At 53.6% G+C, this 16,973-nt stretch carries 15 protein-coding genes and 1 pseudogene; 9 read left to right on the top strand and 7 right to left on the bottom strand.

Translation table 11 applies throughout. The annotated features are described in order from the left end of the window. The 5 genes from iaaA to gsiD form a co-directional block, all read left to right on the top strand. On the top strand, window positions 1-817 hold an 817-nt coding region (gene iaaA / locus KQJ19_RS09745), incomplete at its 5' end, for a beta-aspartyl-peptidase (RefSeq protein ID WP_216403601.1). Beyond that, window positions 804-2,675 (top strand): glutathione ABC transporter ATP-binding protein GsiA, encoded by a 1,872-nt coding sequence (gsiA, locus tag KQJ19_RS09750; RefSeq protein WP_049282698.1) that lies wholly within the window; start codon window positions 804-806, stop codon window positions 2,673-2,675. The genes iaaA and gsiA, both read left to right, overlap by 14 nt. A gap of 28 nt (window positions 2,676-2,703) precedes the next feature. Further along, complete coding sequence (gene gsiB, locus KQJ19_RS09755; protein ID WP_046274653.1) at window positions 2,704-4,242, top strand: glutathione ABC transporter substrate-binding protein GsiB; 1,539 nt, start codon at window positions 2,704-2,706, stop codon at window positions 4,240-4,242. Between the two features lie 46 nt (window positions 4,243-4,288). Further along, complete coding sequence (gene gsiC / locus KQJ19_RS09760; RefSeq protein WP_016152391.1) at window positions 4,289-5,209, top strand: glutathione ABC transporter permease GsiC; 921 nt, start codon at window positions 4,289-4,291, stop codon at window positions 5,207-5,209. Between the two features lie 2 nt (window positions 5,210-5,211). Continuing rightward, the gene (gene gsiD / locus KQJ19_RS09765; protein WP_016156084.1) at window positions 5,212-6,123 is read left to right on the top strand and encodes a glutathione ABC transporter permease GsiD; all 912 of its coding nucleotides are present in this window, start codon (window positions 5,212-5,214) and stop codon (window positions 6,121-6,123) included. A 56-nt stretch (window positions 6,124-6,179) separates the two neighbouring features. On the opposite strand, the gene rimO is transcribed toward gsiD, so the two are convergent. Then, the gene (gene rimO / locus KQJ19_RS09770; protein WP_049282700.1) at window positions 6,180-7,505 is read right to left on the bottom strand and encodes a 30S ribosomal protein S12 methylthiotransferase RimO; all 1,326 of its coding nucleotides are present in this window, start codon (window positions 7,503-7,505) and stop codon (window positions 6,180-6,182) included. A 230-nt stretch (window positions 7,506-7,735) separates the two neighbouring features. Between rimO and bssR the strand changes: the two genes are divergently transcribed. Both bssR and KQJ19_RS09780 read left to right on the top strand, forming a co-directional pair. Further along, on the top strand, window positions 7,736-8,119 hold the full coding sequence (gene bssR, locus KQJ19_RS09775) for a biofilm formation regulator BssR (protein ID WP_141875022.1): 384 nt from the start codon (window positions 7,736-7,738) through the stop codon (window positions 8,117-8,119). A 102-nt stretch (window positions 8,120-8,221) separates the two neighbouring features. Continuing rightward, entirely contained in the window at window positions 8,222-9,319 is a 1,098-nt protein-coding gene (locus KQJ19_RS09780; protein WP_216403602.1) for a PQQ-dependent sugar dehydrogenase, read from the top strand. 5 nt (window positions 9,320-9,324) lie between these two features. On the opposite strand, the gene KQJ19_RS09785 is transcribed toward KQJ19_RS09780, so the two are convergent. Then, window positions 9,325-9,951 (bottom strand): glutathione S-transferase family protein, encoded by a 627-nt coding sequence (locus KQJ19_RS09785; RefSeq protein ID WP_016152396.1) that lies wholly within the window; start codon window positions 9,949-9,951, stop codon window positions 9,325-9,327. 328 nt (window positions 9,952-10,279) lie between these two features. Here KQJ19_RS09785 and dacC point away from each other — a divergent pair. Then, window positions 10,280-11,480, top strand: a pseudogene (gene dacC / locus KQJ19_RS09790) (serine-type D-Ala-D-Ala carboxypeptidase). 45 nt (window positions 11,481-11,525) lie between these two features. Here the strand turns inward: dacC and deoR are convergent. Together deoR and ybjG are read right to left on the bottom strand one after the other, a co-directional pair. Then, window positions 11,526-12,284 carry a DNA-binding transcriptional repressor DeoR gene (gene deoR / locus KQJ19_RS09795; RefSeq protein WP_019076372.1) on the bottom strand — a complete coding sequence of 253 codons (759 nt, stop codon included), beginning with the start codon at window positions 12,282-12,284 and terminating at the stop codon, window positions 11,526-11,528. Window positions 12,285-12,348: 64 nt separating this feature from the next. Next, window positions 12,349-12,957, bottom strand: a complete 609-nt coding sequence (ybjG, locus tag KQJ19_RS09800) for an undecaprenyl-diphosphate phosphatase (RefSeq protein WP_047501218.1) — start codon at window positions 12,955-12,957, stop codon at window positions 12,349-12,351. Window positions 12,958-13,254: 297 nt separating this feature from the next. Here ybjG and KQJ19_RS09805 point away from each other — a divergent pair, with 297 nt between their 5' ends. Continuing rightward, window positions 13,255-14,487 carry an MFS transporter gene (locus KQJ19_RS09805; RefSeq protein ID WP_047501216.1) on the top strand — a complete coding sequence of 411 codons (1,233 nt, stop codon included), beginning with the start codon at window positions 13,255-13,257 and terminating at the stop codon, window positions 14,485-14,487. Window positions 14,488-14,515: 28 nt separating this feature from the next. Here the strand turns inward: KQJ19_RS09805 and KQJ19_RS09810 are convergent, their stop codons facing one another. The 3 genes from KQJ19_RS09810 to KQJ19_RS09820 all read right to left on the bottom strand — a co-directional run bounded on the left by KQJ19_RS09810 (window position 14,516) and on the right by KQJ19_RS09820 (window position 16,927). Next, window positions 14,516-14,797 (bottom strand): hypothetical protein, encoded by a 282-nt coding sequence (locus KQJ19_RS09810; protein ID WP_047415290.1) that lies wholly within the window; start codon window positions 14,795-14,797, stop codon window positions 14,516-14,518. A 106-nt stretch (window positions 14,798-14,903) separates the two neighbouring features. Continuing rightward, complete coding sequence (locus tag KQJ19_RS09815; protein WP_200046447.1) at window positions 14,904-15,719, bottom strand: Cof-type HAD-IIB family hydrolase; 816 nt, start codon at window positions 15,717-15,719, stop codon at window positions 14,904-14,906. Next, a complete protein-coding gene (locus tag KQJ19_RS09820) occupies window positions 15,719-16,927 on the bottom strand; it encodes an MFS transporter (protein ID WP_216403603.1) in 1,209 nt (402 codons plus the stop codon). The genes KQJ19_RS09815 and KQJ19_RS09820 overlap by 1 nt, the downstream gene beginning before the upstream one ends. Window positions 16,928-16,973 lie beyond the last annotated feature (46 nt).

Raw genomic sequence — 16,973 nt, forward strand, 5'->3', positions numbered from 1 at the left:
GGATGTGGTCACCGAAGCCGTGCGTTTGTTGGAAGAGTGTCCGTTGTTTAATGCCGGAATTGGCGCGGTGTATACCCGTGATGAAACCCATGAACTGGACGCCTGTGTGATGGACGGTAATACGCTAAACGCGGGAGCCGTCGCCGGGGTTAGCCATCTGCGCAACCCGATTCTCGCGGCACGCCTGGTGATGGAACACAGCCCCCACGTCATGATGATAGGTGAAGGGGCTGAAAACTTTGCCATTGCGCAGGGGATGGAGCGCGTTTCGGCGGATATTTTCTCGACGCCAGAACGCTACGCTCAACTGCTGGCAGCGCAATCGGCGGGTGAAACGGTGCTGGATCATAGCGCGACCCCGCTGGATGAAAACAACAAAATGGGTACTGTGGGTGCGGTCGCGCTGGATATGTTTGGCAATCTGGCGGCGGCAACATCGACCGGCGGGATGACCAACAAATTACCGGGTCGGGTAGGTGACAGTCCGCTGGTCGGCGCTGGCTGCTATGCCAATAACGCAAGTGTGGCCGTTTCCTGCACCGGAACCGGTGAAGTCTTTATTCGTGCGCTGGCGGCGTATGACATTGCGGCGTTGATGGACTATGGCGGCCTGAGTTTATCGGAGGCGTGCGAACGCGTAGTAATGGAAAAATTACCGGCGCTCGGCGGTAGCGGCGGTTTAATTGCCGTCGATCACGAGGGCAACGTCGCCTTGCCGTTTAACAGCGAAGGCATGTACCGTGCCTGGGGATATGCAGGCGATACGCCAACCACCGGTATTTATCGGGAAAAAGGAGATACCGTTGCCACACAGTGATGAGCTTGACGCCAGCGACGTGCTGGCAGTCAGCAACCTGAACATTGTCTTTGAGCAGGAGCAGCAGCGCATCAGTGCGGTGCGTAATCTGTCATTTCGCCTGAAGCGTGGTGAAACGCTGGCGATAGTGGGCGAATCCGGTTCAGGAAAGTCGGTAACAGCCTTGTCGCTGATGCGTTTGATTGAACAGTCAGGCGGCGAGGTGAGCTGCGATGAAATGCTCCTTCGACGCCGTAACCGACAGGTTATTGAGCTGGGTGAACAGAGCGCGTCGCGGATGCGTCACGTGCGTGGCGCGGATATCGCCATGATCTTCCAGGAGCCCATGACATCGCTTAATCCGGTATTTACCGTGGGTGAGCAGATTGCTGAGTCAATCCGTTTGCATCAGGGGGCCAGCCACGAAGAGGCGATGGTGGAAGCGAAACGGATGCTCGACCAGGTGCGTATTCCTGAGGCGAAGGCTATTTTATCGCGTTATCCGCACCAGCTTTCTGGCGGCATGCGCCAGCGGGTAATGATCGCCATGGCGCTATCGTGTCGCCCTGCGGTTTTAATTGCCGATGAACCGACTACCGCGCTGGATGTCACTATTCAGGCACAAATCCTGCAACTGATAAAAGTGCTGCAGCAGGATATGTCGATGGGAGTGATCTTTATTACCCACGATATGGGCGTCGTGGCGGATATTGCCGATCGCGTGCTGGTGATGTATCAGGGCGAGGCGGTAGAAACCGGCAGCGTTGAGCAGATTTTTCACGCTCCCCAGCATCCTTACACCAAAGCGCTGCTGGCAGCCGTGCCGCAGCTTGGGGCGATGACCGGACAAGCGTACCCGCGCCGGTTTCCTCTCATTTCGTTACACGATCCCAGTCATGTAGAACCACAGACTGAACAGGATACCGTGGTTGAAGGCGAGCCTATTTTGCAGGTACGTAATCTGGTGACGCGTTTTCCGCTGCGCAGCGGCATTCTTAATCGGGTGACCCGCGAGGTGCATGCGGTGGAAAACGTTAGCTTTGACCTGTGGCCCGGAGAGACGCTCTCGCTGGTGGGGGAGTCAGGCTGCGGGAAATCCACCACCGGTCGGGCGCTGCTACGTCTGGTAGAGTCTCAACGCGGGGAGATTGTTTTCAACGGACAGCGTATCGATACCCTGGCCGCCAGTAAGCTACAGCCGCTGCGTCGGGATATTCAATTTATCTTCCAGGACCCCTATGCTTCGCTCGATCCGCGTCAGACCGTGGGATATTCCATTTTAGAACCGCTGCGGGTGCATGGGCTACTGCAAGGCGATGCGGCGGCAAAACGGGTTGCATGGCTGCTGGAACGCGTAGGATTGCTCCCTGAGCATGCCTGGCGCTATCCGCATGAGTTTTCCGGTGGTCAGCGTCAGCGTATCTGTATTGCCCGGGCGCTGGCGCTCAATCCCAAGGTGATTATTGCCGATGAGTCAGTCTCGGCGCTGGATGTCTCAATTCGCGGGCAAATTATCAACCTGTTGCTCGACCTCCAACGAGAAATGGGGATTGCGTACCTGTTTATTTCCCACGATATGGCGGTGGTGGAGCGGATCAGTCATCGGGTGGCGGTGATGTACCTTGGGCAAATCGTCGAGATCGGCACCCGACGCGCGGTGTTTGAAAATCCGCAGCATCCGTACACCCGCAAACTGATGGCGGCAGTCCCGGTCGCCGATCCCTCACATCACCGGCCCCAGCGCGTGCTGTTGTCGGATGATATCCCCAGTAATATCCGCAAACGCGGTGAAGAGATTTCCCCCGTTTCACTCCAGCAAGTTGGCCCGGGGCATTATGTTGCGCGTCCGCAACCAGAAAATGCGCTTTCGCGTTTATAACAGGCAGGCAGGGTTTAAGGAGAATAACATGACAAAAATTGTTGCTCGAAAATGGCTGGTTGCTGTGGGAGTGGCCTCTGCGCTGGCCGCCACACCTGGCTGGGCCGCCAAAGATGTAGTAGTGGCGGTAGGATCCAATTTCACCACCCTCGATCCCTACGACGCAAACGACACGTTGTCGCAGGCGGTAGCGAAGTCGTTTTACCAGGGGCTGTTTGGCCTTGATAAAGAGATGAAGCTGAAAAATGTGCTGGCGGAGAGTTATACGGTTTCTGATGATGGCCTGACTTATACCCTTAAGCTGCGACAGGGCGTGAAGTTTCAGGACGGCACCGACTTCAACGCCGATGCGGTTAAAGCTAACCTCGATCGGGCCAGCAACCCGGAAAACCATCTGAAACGCTACAACCTGTATAAGAATATCGATAAAACCGAGGTCGTCGATCCGTCGACGGTGAAGATAACGCTGAAGCAGCCGTTCTCTGCATTTATCAATATTCTGGCGCACCCGGCTACGGCGATGATCTCTCCCGCCGCGCTGGAGAAATACGGCAAGGAGATCGGTTTCCATCCCGTGGGGACCGGGCCGTATCAGCTTGAGACCTGGAATCAGACGGATTTTGTAAAGGTTAAGAAGTTCGCGGGTTACTGGCAGCAAGGGCTGCCAAAGCTGGATACGATTACCTGGCGTCCGGTGACCGACAACAACACGCGTGCGGCAATGCTGCAGACCGGGGAAGCGCAGTTTGCCTTCCCGATCCCTTACGAGCAGGCGGCGCTACTGGCGAAGAATAAAAACCTGGAACTGGTGGCCAGTCCGTCTATTATGCAGCGTTACATCAGCATGAACGTCACGCAAAAACCGTTCGATAACCCGAAGGTGCGTGAAGCGCTGAATTATGCCATCAACCGTCAGGCGCTGGTGAAAGTGGCGTTTGCCGGTTACGCGACGCCAGCAACCGGCGTTCTCCCTCCGTCGATCGCCTATGCGCAAAGCTATACGCCATGGCCATACGACCCGGCAAAAGCGCGCGAACTGCTGAAAGAAGCGGGTTATCCGAACGGTTTTACCACCACGCTATGGTCTTCTCATAACCATAGTACCGCGCAGAAAGTGCTGCAATTTACCCAGCAGCAACTGGCGCAGGTGGGCGTTAAGGCTCAGGTGACGGCGATGGATGCCGGTCAGCGCGCGGCGCAAGTTGAAGGTAAAGCGCAGAAAGAGAGCGGGGTACGCATGTTCTACACCGGCTGGTCTGCCTCTACGGGTGAAGCAGACTGGGCGCTGTCACCGCTGTTTGCATCTCAAAACTGGCCGCCAACGCTGTTTAATACGGCGTTCTACAGCAATAAGCAGGTGGACAGTGATTTAGCAGCAGCGTTGCAAACCAACGATCCGGCCCAGAAAGCGAAGCTGTACAAGGATGCGCAGGATATTATCTGGAAAGAGTCGCCGTGGATCCCACTGGTAGTGGAACAACTGATTTCGGCGCACAACACCAGATTGACCGGGTTCTGGATCATGCCGGATACCGGATTTAGCTTTGATGATGCGGATTTAAAATAAGCAATTCATCCGGCCCCGCCACACAGGGGCCGGCGAAGGGAGTGTGATGCTTAACTATGTTTTCAAGCGCCTGCTGGGGTTGATTCCAACTCTGTTGATTGTAGCGGTGCTGGTATTTTTATTTGTTCACCTGCTACCCGGCGATCCGGCCCGGCTGATTGCCGGACCGGAGGCTGATGCTGAGGTGATCGAACTGGTGCGTCAGCAGTTGGGTCTGGACCAGCCGCTGCATATTCAGTTCTGGCATTACATTACTAACGTGTTGCAAGGCGATTTTGGAACCTCAATGGTTTCTCGTCGCCCGGTCTCCGAAGAGATAGCCAGTCGTTTTATGCCATCGCTATGGCTGACCATTGCCAGCATGGCGTGGGCGGTGTTATTCGGCATGACGGCAGGGATCATTGCTGCTGTATGGCGCAATCGTTGGCCGGACAGATTGAGTATGACGCTCGCCGTCACCGGGATCTCTTTCCCGGCGTTTGCGCTCGGCATGCTGCTCATGCAGATATTCTCCGTTGAGCTTGGCTGGTTGCCCACCGTTGGAGCTGATACCTGGCGGCACTATATCCTCCCGTCTATTACCCTGGGTGCGGCGGTGGCTGCGGTGTTAGCCCGGTTTACCCGCGCTTCGTTTGTCGATGTGCTCAGTGAAGACTATATGCGTACTGCGCGGGCCAAAGGGGTGAGTGAAACCTGGGTGGTGTTAAAACATGGTTTGCGCAATGCGATGATCCCGGTGGTCACCATGATGGGGCTACAGTTTGGCTTTTTGCTTGGCGGCTCGATTGTGGTTGAGAAGGTGTTTAACTGGCCAGGGCTTGGGCGGCTGTTGGTGGACTCAGTCGAAATGCGCGACTACCCGGTGATTCAGGCCGAGGTGCTGTTGTTTTCTCTGGAGTTTATTCTTATTAACTTAGTGGTGGATGTGCTCTATGCCGCCATTAATCCGGCTATCAGGTACAAGTAAGGATGCGATTTTTTAACTGGCGCCGACAGGCGATTTTAAATGCGATGCCCCTTGTTAAGCCTGAGCAGATACGCACGCCGTGGCATGAATTCTGGCGTCGTTTCCGTCGCCAGCGCATGGCGATGTTAGCGGGGTTATTTGTCGTGCTGCTGATAATGGTGGCGATTTTTGCTCGCTGGTTAACGCCATTTGATGCCGAGAATTACTTCGATTATGACCGTCTGAATGACGGACCGTCGATGCTGCACTGGTTCGGCGTTGACTCGCTGGGGCGGGATATTTTTAGCCGCGTGCTGGTGGGGGCGCAAATCTCGCTGGCGGCGGGGGTCTTTGCCGTATTTATTGGCGCGGCGATTGGCACCGTGCTGGGTCTGCTGGCGGGATACTACGAAGGCTGGTGGGATCGACTGATTATGCGTATCTGCGATGTGCTGTTTGCCTTTCCGGGTATTTTGCTGGCGATAGCCGTGGTCGCTGTGCTGGGCAGCGGCATTGCAAACGTGATTATTGCCGTGGCCATTTTCTCCATTCCGGCCTTCGCGCGGCTGGTGCGCGCAAATACGCTGGTGCTAAAGCAGCAGACCTTTATTGAATCCGCGCGCAGTATCGGCGCCAGCGATGCGACCATCATCTTCAACCATATCCTGCCGGGTACGGTTTCATCGATCGTGGTCTTTTTTACCATGCGAATTGGCACGTCGATTATCTCTGCCGCGAGCCTGTCATTTCTGGGATTGGGTGCGCAGCCGCCGACCCCGGAGTGGGGGGCAATGCTCAATGAAGCCCGCGCTGATATGGTGATCGCGCCGCACGTGGCGATTTTCCCGGCGGTGGCGATATTCCTGACGGTACTGGCGTTTAACTTACTGGGAGATGGTCTGCGCGACGCGCTGGACCCGAAAATTAAAGGATAAATTACAGGCCGGATAAGACGTAACGCTTATCCGGCCTACTGTTGGGTTGCGCTTATTTAAACGCGGGTGCCCCACAGATCGTATTCATCAGCGTTTTCGACCTTCACGCGGATGATATCGCCAGGTTTCACCTTGGTTTCGCCATTCAGGTATACCGCGCCGTCGATTTCCGGGGCGTCAGCCATGCTGCGGCCAATCGCGCCTTCTTCGTCAACTTCATCAACGATAACCAGAATTTCGCGGCCCACTTTCTCCTGCAAACGTTCAGCAGAGATTTGCTGTTGCAATTGCATAAAGCGGTTCCAGCGTTCCTCTTTCACCTCTTCCGGGATTTGGTCCGGCAGGTCATTGGCGCCAGCGCCTTCTACCGGGCTGTATTTAAAGCAGCCCACGCGGTCCAGACGCGCTTCCTTCAGGAAGTCGAGCAGCATCCGGAAGTCTTCTTCCGTTTCACCCGGGAAACCGACAATGAAGGTTGAGCGCAGCGTCAGTTCAGGGCAGATTTCACGCCACTGCTTGATGCGTGCCAGTTGTCTGTCCACGGAGCCTGGGCGTTTCATCAGCTTAAGAATACGCGGGCTGGCATGTTGCAGCGGGATGTCCAGATACGGCAGGATTTTCCCTTCCGCCATCAGTGGGATCACGTCATCAACGTGCGGATAGGGATAGACGTAATGCAGACGAGTCCAGATCCCCAGTTTTGATAACTGCTCGCACAGATCAACCATGCTGGTTTTGACCGGCTCGCCGTTATGGAAACCGGTGCGATGCTTCACATCCACGCCGTACGCGGAAGTATCCTGAGAAATGACCAGTATCTCTTTTACGCCCGCATCCACCAGACGTTTGGCTTCGCTGAGGACGTCGCCAATCGGACGGCTCACCAGATCGCCACGCATCGACGGAATAATGCAGAACGTGCAGCGGTGGTTGCAGCCTTCAGAAATTTTCAGATAGGCATAATGACGCGGAGTGAGCTTGACGCCCTGTTCAGGAACCAGGCTCAGGAACGGGTTGTGCTTTGGTTTGGGCACATAGTGGTGAACGTGCTCCAGAACCTGTTCGTAGCTATGCGGCCCGGTGATTTCCAGCACCTTCGGGTGGACTTCACGGATCTGATCGACTTTCGCGCCCAGACAGCCGGTGACGATCACCTTGCCGTTTTCGTTCAGCGCTTCGCCGATTGCTTCCAGCGACTCCTGAACCGCGCTGTCGATAAAGCCACAGGTGTTAACGATAACCATATCCGCGTCGTCGTAGCTTGGCACAACGTCATAGCCTTCGGTACGAAGTTCGGTCAGGATGCGTTCAGAATCGACGAGGTTTTTCGGGCAGCCGAGGGAGACAAAGCCGATTTTCGGCTGGTGGGTTACATTGCTCATAGCGTAAAAATTGTTCAGTTATTGGAATATTCAGGGCACGGATTCTACAGAGTTCTGAATAAAAATTGTATCGCAATCTCATACCATCAGTCGCCACGCCCGGCGTGGAATTAAAGATTATTTGTAAATTGTGTTAATTTTCGGTGATGGATTGATCCTGGACACGACTTTGTTCAAAAAATGACCATACTATTAAGTTGCACCATAGTTGGAAAGAGGAGGAACAAAGTATGGTTGTTGACAGACTGAGAACCGATCTTCTCAACAAATTGATAAACGCCCGTGTCGAACTTGCCGCTTATCTGCTGTTGAGAAAAGCGAAAGGCTACATGTCAGTCAGCGAGAGCGATCGTCTGCGTGATAATTTTTTTGCACTGAATCGCGAATTGCACGAGCAATCACAGCTTCACGGTAGGCATCTTGATCAGGAAGAGTGGAATGCCCTTCATCGTGCTGAAGGGGCGTTAGCCGCCGCCGCTGTTTGTCTTATGAGTGGACATCACGATTGTCCAACTTTTATCGCCGTTAACGCAGAGAAACTGGAAAACTGCCTGACAACGCTGACGCTAAGTATCCAGTGTTTGGAATCTTATTCAACGCTGGAACACGTCTGAATCAGGGGGAGGGCGCTCCCCCTTTTCGTTAAGATTATGTAAATGTGGCGGGATAATTCCCCTTGCTGGCTACGCTTTATGCAGAGCCATTAAGGAGGTGTTATGCGTCGACTCTTTCTCTGTGCTGTCCCACTCGCGCTATTTTCCTCTTATGCCGCCGCGGTAGAGGTGGAAGTGCTGCAAACGAAACTCGATCATCCGTGGTCGCTGGCGTTTTTACCCGACAATCGCGGCATGCTCATTACGCTCAAAGGCGGCCAGCTTCGACTTTGGCAGTCAGGGAAGGGGCTTTCCGACCCGCTGACCGGCGTACCCAAAGTCTGGGCGAATGGTCAGGGGGGATTGCTTGATGTGGCATTAGCACCGGATTTTAAACAATCTCGCCGGGTGTGGCTTAGCTTTGCTGAAGCTGACAGTGAAGGTAACGCCGGGACAGCGGTTGGTTACGGACGACTGAGCGACGATCTCAAACATCTGCAAGGGTTCCAGACCATTTTTCGCCAACAGCCGAAGCTCTCCAGCGGAAACCATTTTGGCGGACGTATGGTTTTTGATGGCAACGGTTATCTGTTTATTGGCCTTGGTGAAAACAATCAACGTTCTACCGCACAGGATCTGGATAAGCTGCAGGGCAAGGTCGTACGACTGACCGATGAGGGAAAAATTCCGCCGGATAATCCGTTTGTGAAGAGGGCAGGAGCACGGGCAGAGATTTGGTCATATGGTATCCGCAACCCGCAGGGGATGGCGATGAATCCCTGGAGCGATACGCTGTGGCTTAATGAGCATGGTCCACGCGGGGGTGATGAAATCAATATCCCGGAGAAAGGGAAAAACTACGGCTGGCCGCTTGCGACCTGGGGCGTTAACTACAGTGGTCTTAAAATTCCCGAAGCAAAAGGCCCAATTGTTGCTGGAACAGAGCAACCCATCTTTTACTGGGAAAAGTCACCGGCGGTCAGCGGAATGACTTTTTATAATAGCGATACCTTCCCACAGTGGCGGCAGAAGTTATTCATTGGCGCGTTGAAAGATAAAGAAGTGATCGTGCTGAGCGTCAAAGGGAATGCCGTCACCGAAGAGGGTCGTCTGTTGCAGGAAAGGGGACAACGGATCCGTGATGTGCGCGTCGGACCAGACGGGTACTTATACGTACTAACCGACGAGTCCGACGGGGAATTACTGAAAGTGAGTCCCTGATTTAGTTAGCTGACCGGGATCATCACGACTTTTTGAAACGCCGGACGTTCGGTCAGTTGCTGATACCAGTGCTCCAGATGTGGGCGCGGGGTCCAGCTCAGGCCAACGTTGAACAGGTTATAGATGAACGGCGCAACGGCGATATCGGCAGTGCCAAATTCAGCCCCGGAGAACCATGGCTGGTCCGCCAGCGCGTTATCCAGAATGGCAAACAGGTTATCGCACACCTGACTACCCGCCTCGATTGCCGCCATATCGCGTTTCTCGGCAGGGGTTCTGACCAGGCCAAACAAGATAACCCGATGCGCAGGACTTAGCGTCTGGTTTGCCCAGTCCATCCATTTTTCACCGACGGCGCGCGCGGCCGGGGCGTCAATCCACAAACGCTTTTGTCCGTACTGAGCTGCCAGATAGCGGACAATGGTATTGGATTCCCACAGAACAACGTCCGTTTCATCATCGCGTAGCAGCGGGACCAGTCCGTTCGGGTTGAGTGCCAGATAGTCGGCATCGCGGTTACCGCCATGCTGTCCGCCCGCCAGAATTTGGTTATACGGCAGTTCCAGTTCCTCGAGCGTCCACAATACTTTTTTTACGTTGGTCGAGTTATTGCGACCCCACAGTGTAATCATAGTAACCCCGCAAATTAATTGAGCAGCTTTATGGCTGCAGATGCCATCTGACTAGCCCACATGGTGGGGTAAACCTAATATTTACGCAACAAAGTCTAAAAAAATCGTGCCAGGAGCAGCGCAGCGCGGTGTTATTGCATAAACTTTAAAAACTTTACCAACTTACGGTTTCTTTAAGCTCGTTAGTGCGTTATTACTCACCGCACTTATTTTACACGTCATCCATCAGACCTTTTCTGCATGGGTTGGCCAGGGTCGCTTGGCTGGTTTTGTGTAAACACGGTGTGGTATGACGTGGTTTTTTGGAATGGATACTCGGGTGGCATTTATGACGCAATACTTCTCTTCACTTCGCAGCTTTGCTGCAGGTTCTGCACTCTTAATCCTTTTGGCGCCGAGCGTACAGGCGGCGGAGCAACCAACGGCCCCACCGAGCGTCGACGCGCGCGTGGATCCTAATGGATTACGCCAGCGGTAAGGTACTGGCGGAAGGTAATGCTGATGAGAAACTGGATCCTGCCAGTCTGACCAAGATCATGACCAGCTATGTAGTCGGTCAGGCGCTGAAGGCCGGGAAAATTAACCTCAACGACATGGTCACCGTGGGCAAAGACGCCTGGGCGACCGGTAATCCGGCCCTGCGCGGTTCGTCGGTTATGTTCCTCAAGCCCGGCGATCAGGTTGCAGTGTCCGATCTGAACAAAGGCGTTATCATCCAGTCTGGTAACGATGCCTGTATCGCACTGGCTGATTACGTTGCGGGCAGCCAGGAATCCTTCATTGGTCTGATGAACGGCTACGCGAAAAAACTGGGGCTGACCAATACCACTTTCCAGACTGTGCATGGCCTGGATGCGGCAGGACAGTTCAGTACCGCACGTGATATGGCCCTGCTCGGGAAGGCGCTAATCCACGATGTACCGGAAGAGTACGCTATCCACAAAGAGAAAGAATTTACCTTTAATAAAATCCGCCAGCCGAACCGCAACCGTTTGTTGTGGAGCACCAACCTGAACGTGGACGGTATGAAAACCGGTACCACGGCCGGGGCGGGATACAACCTGGTTGCTTCCGCGACCCAGGGGGATATGCGCCTGATCTCCGTGGTATTGGGGGCGAAAACCGACCGTATTCGTTTTAATGAGTCAGAAAAGTTGCTGACCTGGGGCTTCCGCTTCTTTGAAACCGTTACGCCGATTAAACCGGATGCCACTTTCGTGACGCAGCGCGTCTGGTTTGGCGATAAGAGTGAAGTTAATTTGGGCGCCGGAGAAGCGGGCTCGGTGACTATCCCGCGTGGTCAGCTCAAAAACCTGAAGGCCAGCTTTACCCTGACCGAACCACAGTTAACCGCGCCGCTGAAGAAAGGTCAGGTTGTGGGAACTATCGACTTCCAGTTGAACGGGAAATCCATCGAGCAGCGTCCACTGATGGTGATGGAGGCCGTGGAAGAGGGGGGATTCTTTAGTCGCATGTGGGACTTTGTGATGATGAAATTCCACCAGTGGTTTGGCGGCTGGTTCTCTTAATCTTAGCGTTTGCCGGATGACGCTATCGCCATCCGGCAGTATCGCTTAATACATCAGTTTGATACGTTGCGCTTTCGCGTACTCAACAAACGCCTCGTCAGGACGGCTATCGCTGACGATGGTATTAAAGCGTTTTACTTCACCCATCCGCGCAGGACGCACCTTACCAAATTTGCTGTGATCGACCACCAGCACGTGATGCTGCGCCATCGACATCGCCCAGTGTTTCACCGGTAGCTCTTCCAGGTTAAAACAGGTCGCGCCTTTCTCAATATGAACGCCAGCTGCGGAATAAAAAGCGATATCCGGGCACAGGTTGTTCAGCGTTTCCTGGAAATCAAGCGGTTTGAAAATTGCGTTGCTGGCATGGAATTCGCCACCACACAGAATGACGCGGCACTGCGGTTTTTCCTGCAGCACCAGAAACGTATTCAGCGAGTAGCAGATTGCGGTGAAAGGCAATTCATTGTCGATAGCCTCAATGATCCACGGCGTGGTGGTACCACAGTCGAAAAAGATAGTCTGATGTGCCTGCACGAGGCTTGCCGCCATCTGGGCGGCACGGCGCTTTTCATCAACCAGTCGGGATTTTTGATCGCTGATTAAATAGTGATTGGCGCTGCGGGGTTCCAGAACAATATAGCCCCCGAGCAAGACGACGGGAGCATCGTGATTATTCAGGTCGCGACGAATGGTCATCTCAGATACGCCCAGCAGCGTCGCGGCTTCTTTGAGGTGTAATTTATCGCTGCGTTTCAGCGCCTGCAGTAATTGACCAATACGCTCGTCGCGTCGAGTTTCCATAGTTCCCCTGGAGAGTAGAATAAGTGCTCAGTATCGCGCTTAATACTACTCTTTTTACCGTGGGTTAGTCACGCACCCAGCCTTTACGGATGGGCAGAGCGAAGCAGGCGCGATAGCAATATTGCAAGCCGAGGTACAGGGGCGTGCCAAACCGCTGCCAGATCATCTGGGCACTCAGGCAGCCAATCAGCCCGGCGAGTAATCCTCCCAGCATATCCAGCGGCCAGTGTACGCCAAGGTAGACCCGCGACCAGGCAATCGCCACAGCAACGACCATCAGCAGAGCGCCCGTCCACAGGCGATGCCAGAACAGGAAAGCCAGTGCAAAGGTAAAGATAACCGTACCGTGATCGCTCGGGAAAGAGTCATCCGCCGCATGATGCAGGAAGTTGTAACCGATGTGGTTAACAAACGGACGATCGTGAGGAAACAGATGCCCCATCAGCCATGAAATCGTCAGACCGACGATCAGCGCAATCGCCATTTTTATAACTAACTGGCGCTGGAGAGTAACCTGGGCCCGCGGCCCCCAAAGCCAAAGCACAACGGCTAACAGCGGTACGATGTTAATCAGGTCTTTGGCAATAAAAATGGCAAGCGATATCATCCATTGCGCAGAGTCCGGCGTGGCATTGATGAGATAAAAAAGTGAGTTGTTCAGATTTTCCAGCATAACGTCCAGACTCAGTGTAATCGTTAAAAAGGCCCATGAGGGGAGAGCATAAAATTGCTTTCACGGGATAAAAAGCGGTCTTGTCTTATTTGTCTGTTAAATGACTATTTTTCAGACAATTAATGAGACTTATTGAACATGATAGCGGCCTCAACTTAAATTAACCTTAACGCAAAATGTTCCTGAGCAATTGAGTGTAAAAATGTGCGCAATTTGCTTGCAAATCACATAATTCACTATCACCAGTACGGCGCATTTATTACACTTTGCGCGATTTTCCTATAGTTAAGAGACTGCATGCAGAACCGTTTATCTTCAGGCGCCCGTTTGGGGCGTCAGGCATTACTTTTCCCTCTCTGTCTGGTGCTTTACGAATTCTCTACTTATATCGGCAACGATATGATCCAGCCCGGAATGTTGGCGGTGGTGGAGCAATATAATGCCGGATTAGATTGGGTGCCCACATCCATGACCGCCTATCTGGCTGGCGGCATGTTTTTGCAGTGGTTATTAGGACCGCTGTCGGATCGAATTGGACGTCGCCCGGTGATGTTAACCGGCGTGCTCTGGTTCATTGTGACCTGCCTTGCAACCCTGCTTGCGCAGAATATTGAGCAATTTACCTTCCTGCGTTTTTTACAAGGGATAAGCCTGTGCTTTATTGGCGCGGTGGGTTACGCCGCAATTCAGGAATCCTTTGAAGAAGCGGTGTGCATAAAAATTACCGCGCTGATGGCAAACGTAGCGTTGATTGCGCCCCTGCTGGGGCCGTTGGTCGGTGCAGCCTGGGTACATGTTCTGCCGTGGGAAGGGATGTTTATCCTGTTTGCCGCCCTGGCCGCCATCTCTTTTTTTGGTCTGCAACGCGCGATGCCGGAAACGGCAACCCGGCTTGGTGAAAAGCTGTCGATTAAAGAGCTGGGCAAAGATTATAAGCTGGTGCTGAGGAACGTGCGCTTCGTTGCAGGCGCGCTGGCATTGGGTTTTGTCAGCCTGCCGTTACTGGCGTGGATTGCGCAGTCCCCGATTATTATCATCAGCGGTGAACATCTCAGCAGTTACGAATATGGCCTGTTGCAGGTACCGATTTTTGGCGCGTTGATTGCCGGTAACCTGGTACTGGCGCGCCTGACCTCGCGAAAAACCGTACGTTCGCTGATTATCATGGGCGGCTGGCCAATCGCCGTCGGGCTGGTGATTGCCGCTGCGGCCACGGTGGTGTCATCCCATGCTTATCTATGGATGACGGCGGGTTTAAGCATCTATGCGTTTGGTATTGGCGTGGCGAATGCGGGACTGGTACGTCTGACGCTGTTTGCCAGTGAAATGAGTAAGGGCACGGTTTCTGCCGCCATGGGTATGTTGCAGATGCTGATTTTTACCGTCGGTATTGAGCTGAGTAAACACGCTTATCTGCTCGGAGGAAACGGCTTGTTCAGCCTGTTCAATCTGGCAAGCGGCGTACTGTGGGTGATTCTGATGGTTATCTTCCTGAAAGATAAACGGGTAGGGGATTCACGGGAAGGTTAAAGCCCGGTTGCCCGGGCCAGGCAAAAACTTAGTGGTGATCGTCAATCTGGTGTTCGATGATCATTCCTTCACCGACGCTTGCAACATGTCGCGCATAAGGATGTGCGCGATAGACAGGGGCCGGGGCAGGCGTCGGAGCAACATACACCGTTTGTGGCGCGGTGGTGACGCTGACCGCCTGCGGAACGCTGACGGAAGAGGGCACTACCACCACCTTATAACCGCTTGGTACATCAACGGTAACGCTTTGCGCAAATGTTGTCCCCGCAAAACCCAGCAACAATGTCGCTATCAGTACACTTTTCTTCATAATCCGCTCGTCTGAATATTCACTGGAGGTAATAATCCAGCGGGTTAATTTGAGGCGGATTATGAATAGATCATGCCATCATTTTGTTGCCGTCTGTGCTGAGGCGTTATTGCGTAAACGGTGCTTCATTCTTTAACACGCGGTCGATAATATCCAGCACGCCCTCTTCGTTGTTCGACCCCGCGCGATATTTTGCCGCCTGGATAACCGGCTTATGGGCGTTCGCCATTGCAAAACTAAATCCTGCCTGACGCAGCATCTCAATATCATTGCCGCCATCGCCAAACACAACAACCTCATCGTCGGTAATATTCCAGCGTTGTTGCAGCAGACGCAGACCGTTTGCCTTATGCACACCGGGTATAATTAAATCGATACTGCCGTAGCCGGTATGTACCGGCACCATAATGTCGCCAATCGCCTCATGGAGGTCAGCCTGCACCTGGGGGATACGATCGTCTGAAATATTTAGCCCGAACTTGAAGAAAATGTCGTTGAGGTTGTCAAAATTATCCACAAATTCAAGACGATGATAATACATGGCGGAGACAGTCTTATGCTCATCGCTGTACCGCTTCAGGGTATAGGCGCTATTTTTACCGCAGGCGATAATGTCGATGTCCGTACGGGTCAGCAGATGTTCCATGATGGCCTGGAAATCGTCTTTTGCCAGCTCACCGTTAAAGACATCTTCCCCTTCACTGACCACCCATCCGCCGTTTTCGGCGACAAATGAGATTTCACTGGCCAGTTCAGGGAAAAAGGAGATGAGCTGGTAATATTGGTTGCCGCTGGCGACCACAAAGCGGATCCCTTGTTCTTTCATCTGGCGGTATTGCGCCATAAAGCGCTCACGATTATAGGTTTTTTGGTCGCTTAAAAATGTGCCGTCCATGTCGACTGCAATCAGTTTGATACGCATTAGCTGTTCTCCATCACAGTGGTGTTTTTGAGATCCGGTTTTGCCACCGCTTTCGCGACGATGGCGGCGACAAGCACCAGCGCCAGCACCACCAGCATAGCGCTACGCAGGCCGTAGTGTTCACCCAGGTAGCCCAGCAGCGGTGGTCCAACCAGGAATGCCAGATAGCCGGTAGTGGCGACAACGCTGACGCGGGTTGGCGCATCGGGGCCGGTGTCGCTGGCAGCCGAAATGGTCAGTGGGAAGCCCAGTGATGCGCCGAGTCCCCACAGAATAACGGAAACACCCGCCACCCAAGTGCTGTCGACAAAAATAATCAGGCTAATCCCAAGAGCCCCCATAAGCGCACTGGCGCGTACTACCGCGACGCGGCTGTAGCGGTCGATGAACCAGCCGCCAGTAAATCGTCCAACGGTCATACCCAGCGTAAATCCGGCATAAATCAGCGAGCCTGATGTTGGGCTAAATCCATGTCCGTCCACCATCAGCAGCGGAAGCCAGTCGTTGGCGGAACCTTCAGCAAATGCCATTGCAAGCACCACGACGCCAATCAGCAATAGCTGAATATCGCGATAAAAAGGCAGTCCTTTTTCGCCAGAGTGAGACCCGTCAGCGGCATTTTTCCCCGTGCCGTCAGGAATAGCTTTGATGGCGATGAAGATAGGGGTGATAGCCACCATCGCCGCCAGCAAGATATGCGCGGTCGCCGGTACGCTGAAGGCGGTAAGCATCATCCCGACTCCGGCACCCGCCAGCGTTCCCAGGCTGTAAAAACCGTGCATCATCGGCAGTACGGTTTTATTCATTTCGCGCTCAACAGCCGCACCTTCGACGTTGATGGCAACTTCTGCTGCGCCAAAGCTGGCGCCGAACACGCCCAGACCAAATGCGAAAAGCCATGCGGAATGCAGCCAGAGCGCCACGCTGAGGATTGCCATTCCGAGGACTGCGCAAGACATGGTGGTGTGGATCACTTTACGCGTGCCAAATCGTTTCACCAGCCAGGCCGAACAAAGAATGCCACTCATCGAACCAATTGAGAGTCCAAACAGCACCGCGCCCATTTCGGCGGTTGAGATGGAGAGGATATCTCTGATGGCAGGGGTACGCGTTGTCCAGGAGGCCATTAATAATCCTGGTAAAAAGAAGAACGTGAACAGTGCCCAGGTGCGACGTCTTAAGGCTTTGCGTGATGAGATGCCAGTCATGAATTCGAGCCGAAGAAAAGAGGAAAGAAGACAACCTTAGCAAGGT

Source organism: Citrobacter sp. S46_ASV_140 (assembly GCF_018919545.1).
In the GTDB taxonomy this organism is placed as follows: domain Bacteria; phylum Pseudomonadota; class Gammaproteobacteria; order Enterobacterales; family Enterobacteriaceae; genus Citrobacter; species Citrobacter braakii.

What these genes read in the sequence shown, in the direction of transcription:
- KQJ19_RS09785 (WP_016152396.1), bottom strand. Translation starts at nt 9,951, where the DNA reads ATGATTACACTGTGGGGTCGCAATAACTCGACCAACGTAAAAAAAGTA.
- KQJ19_RS09810 (WP_047415290.1), bottom strand. Translation starts at nt 14,797, where the DNA reads ATGAAGAAAAGTGTACTGATAGCGACATTGTTGCTGGGTTTTGCGGGG.
- KQJ19_RS09820 (WP_216403603.1), bottom strand. Translation starts at nt 16,927, where the DNA reads ATGACTGGCATCTCATCACGCAAAGCCTTAAGACGTCGCACCTGGGCA.
- ybjG (WP_047501218.1), bottom strand. Translation starts at nt 12,957, where the DNA reads ATGCTGGAAAATCTGAACAACTCACTTTTTTATCTCATCAATGCCACG.
- gsiD (WP_016156084.1), top strand. Translation starts at nt 5,212, where the DNA reads ATGCGATTTTTTAACTGGCGCCGACAGGCGATTTTAAATGCGATGCCC.
- rimO (WP_049282700.1), bottom strand. Translation starts at nt 7,505, where the DNA reads ATGAGCAATGTAACCCACCAGCCGAAAATCGGCTTTGTCTCCCTCGGC.
- gsiB (WP_046274653.1), top strand. Translation starts at nt 2,704, where the DNA reads ATGACAAAAATTGTTGCTCGAAAATGGCTGGTTGCTGTGGGAGTGGCC.
- deoR (WP_019076372.1), bottom strand. Translation starts at nt 12,284, where the DNA reads ATGGAAACTCGACGCGACGAGCGTATTGGTCAATTACTGCAGGCGCTG.
- KQJ19_RS09815 (WP_200046447.1), bottom strand. Translation starts at nt 15,719, where the DNA reads ATGCGTATCAAACTGATTGCAGTCGACATGGACGGCACATTTTTAAGC.
- KQJ19_RS09805 (WP_047501216.1), top strand. Translation starts at nt 13,255, where the DNA reads ATGCAGAACCGTTTATCTTCAGGCGCCCGTTTGGGGCGTCAGGCATTA.
- KQJ19_RS09780 (WP_216403602.1), top strand. Translation starts at nt 8,222, where the DNA reads ATGCGTCGACTCTTTCTCTGTGCTGTCCCACTCGCGCTATTTTCCTCT.
- bssR (WP_141875022.1), top strand. Translation starts at nt 7,736, where the DNA reads ATGGTTGTTGACAGACTGAGAACCGATCTTCTCAACAAATTGATAAAC.
- gsiC (WP_016152391.1), top strand. Translation starts at nt 4,289, where the DNA reads ATGCTTAACTATGTTTTCAAGCGCCTGCTGGGGTTGATTCCAACTCTG.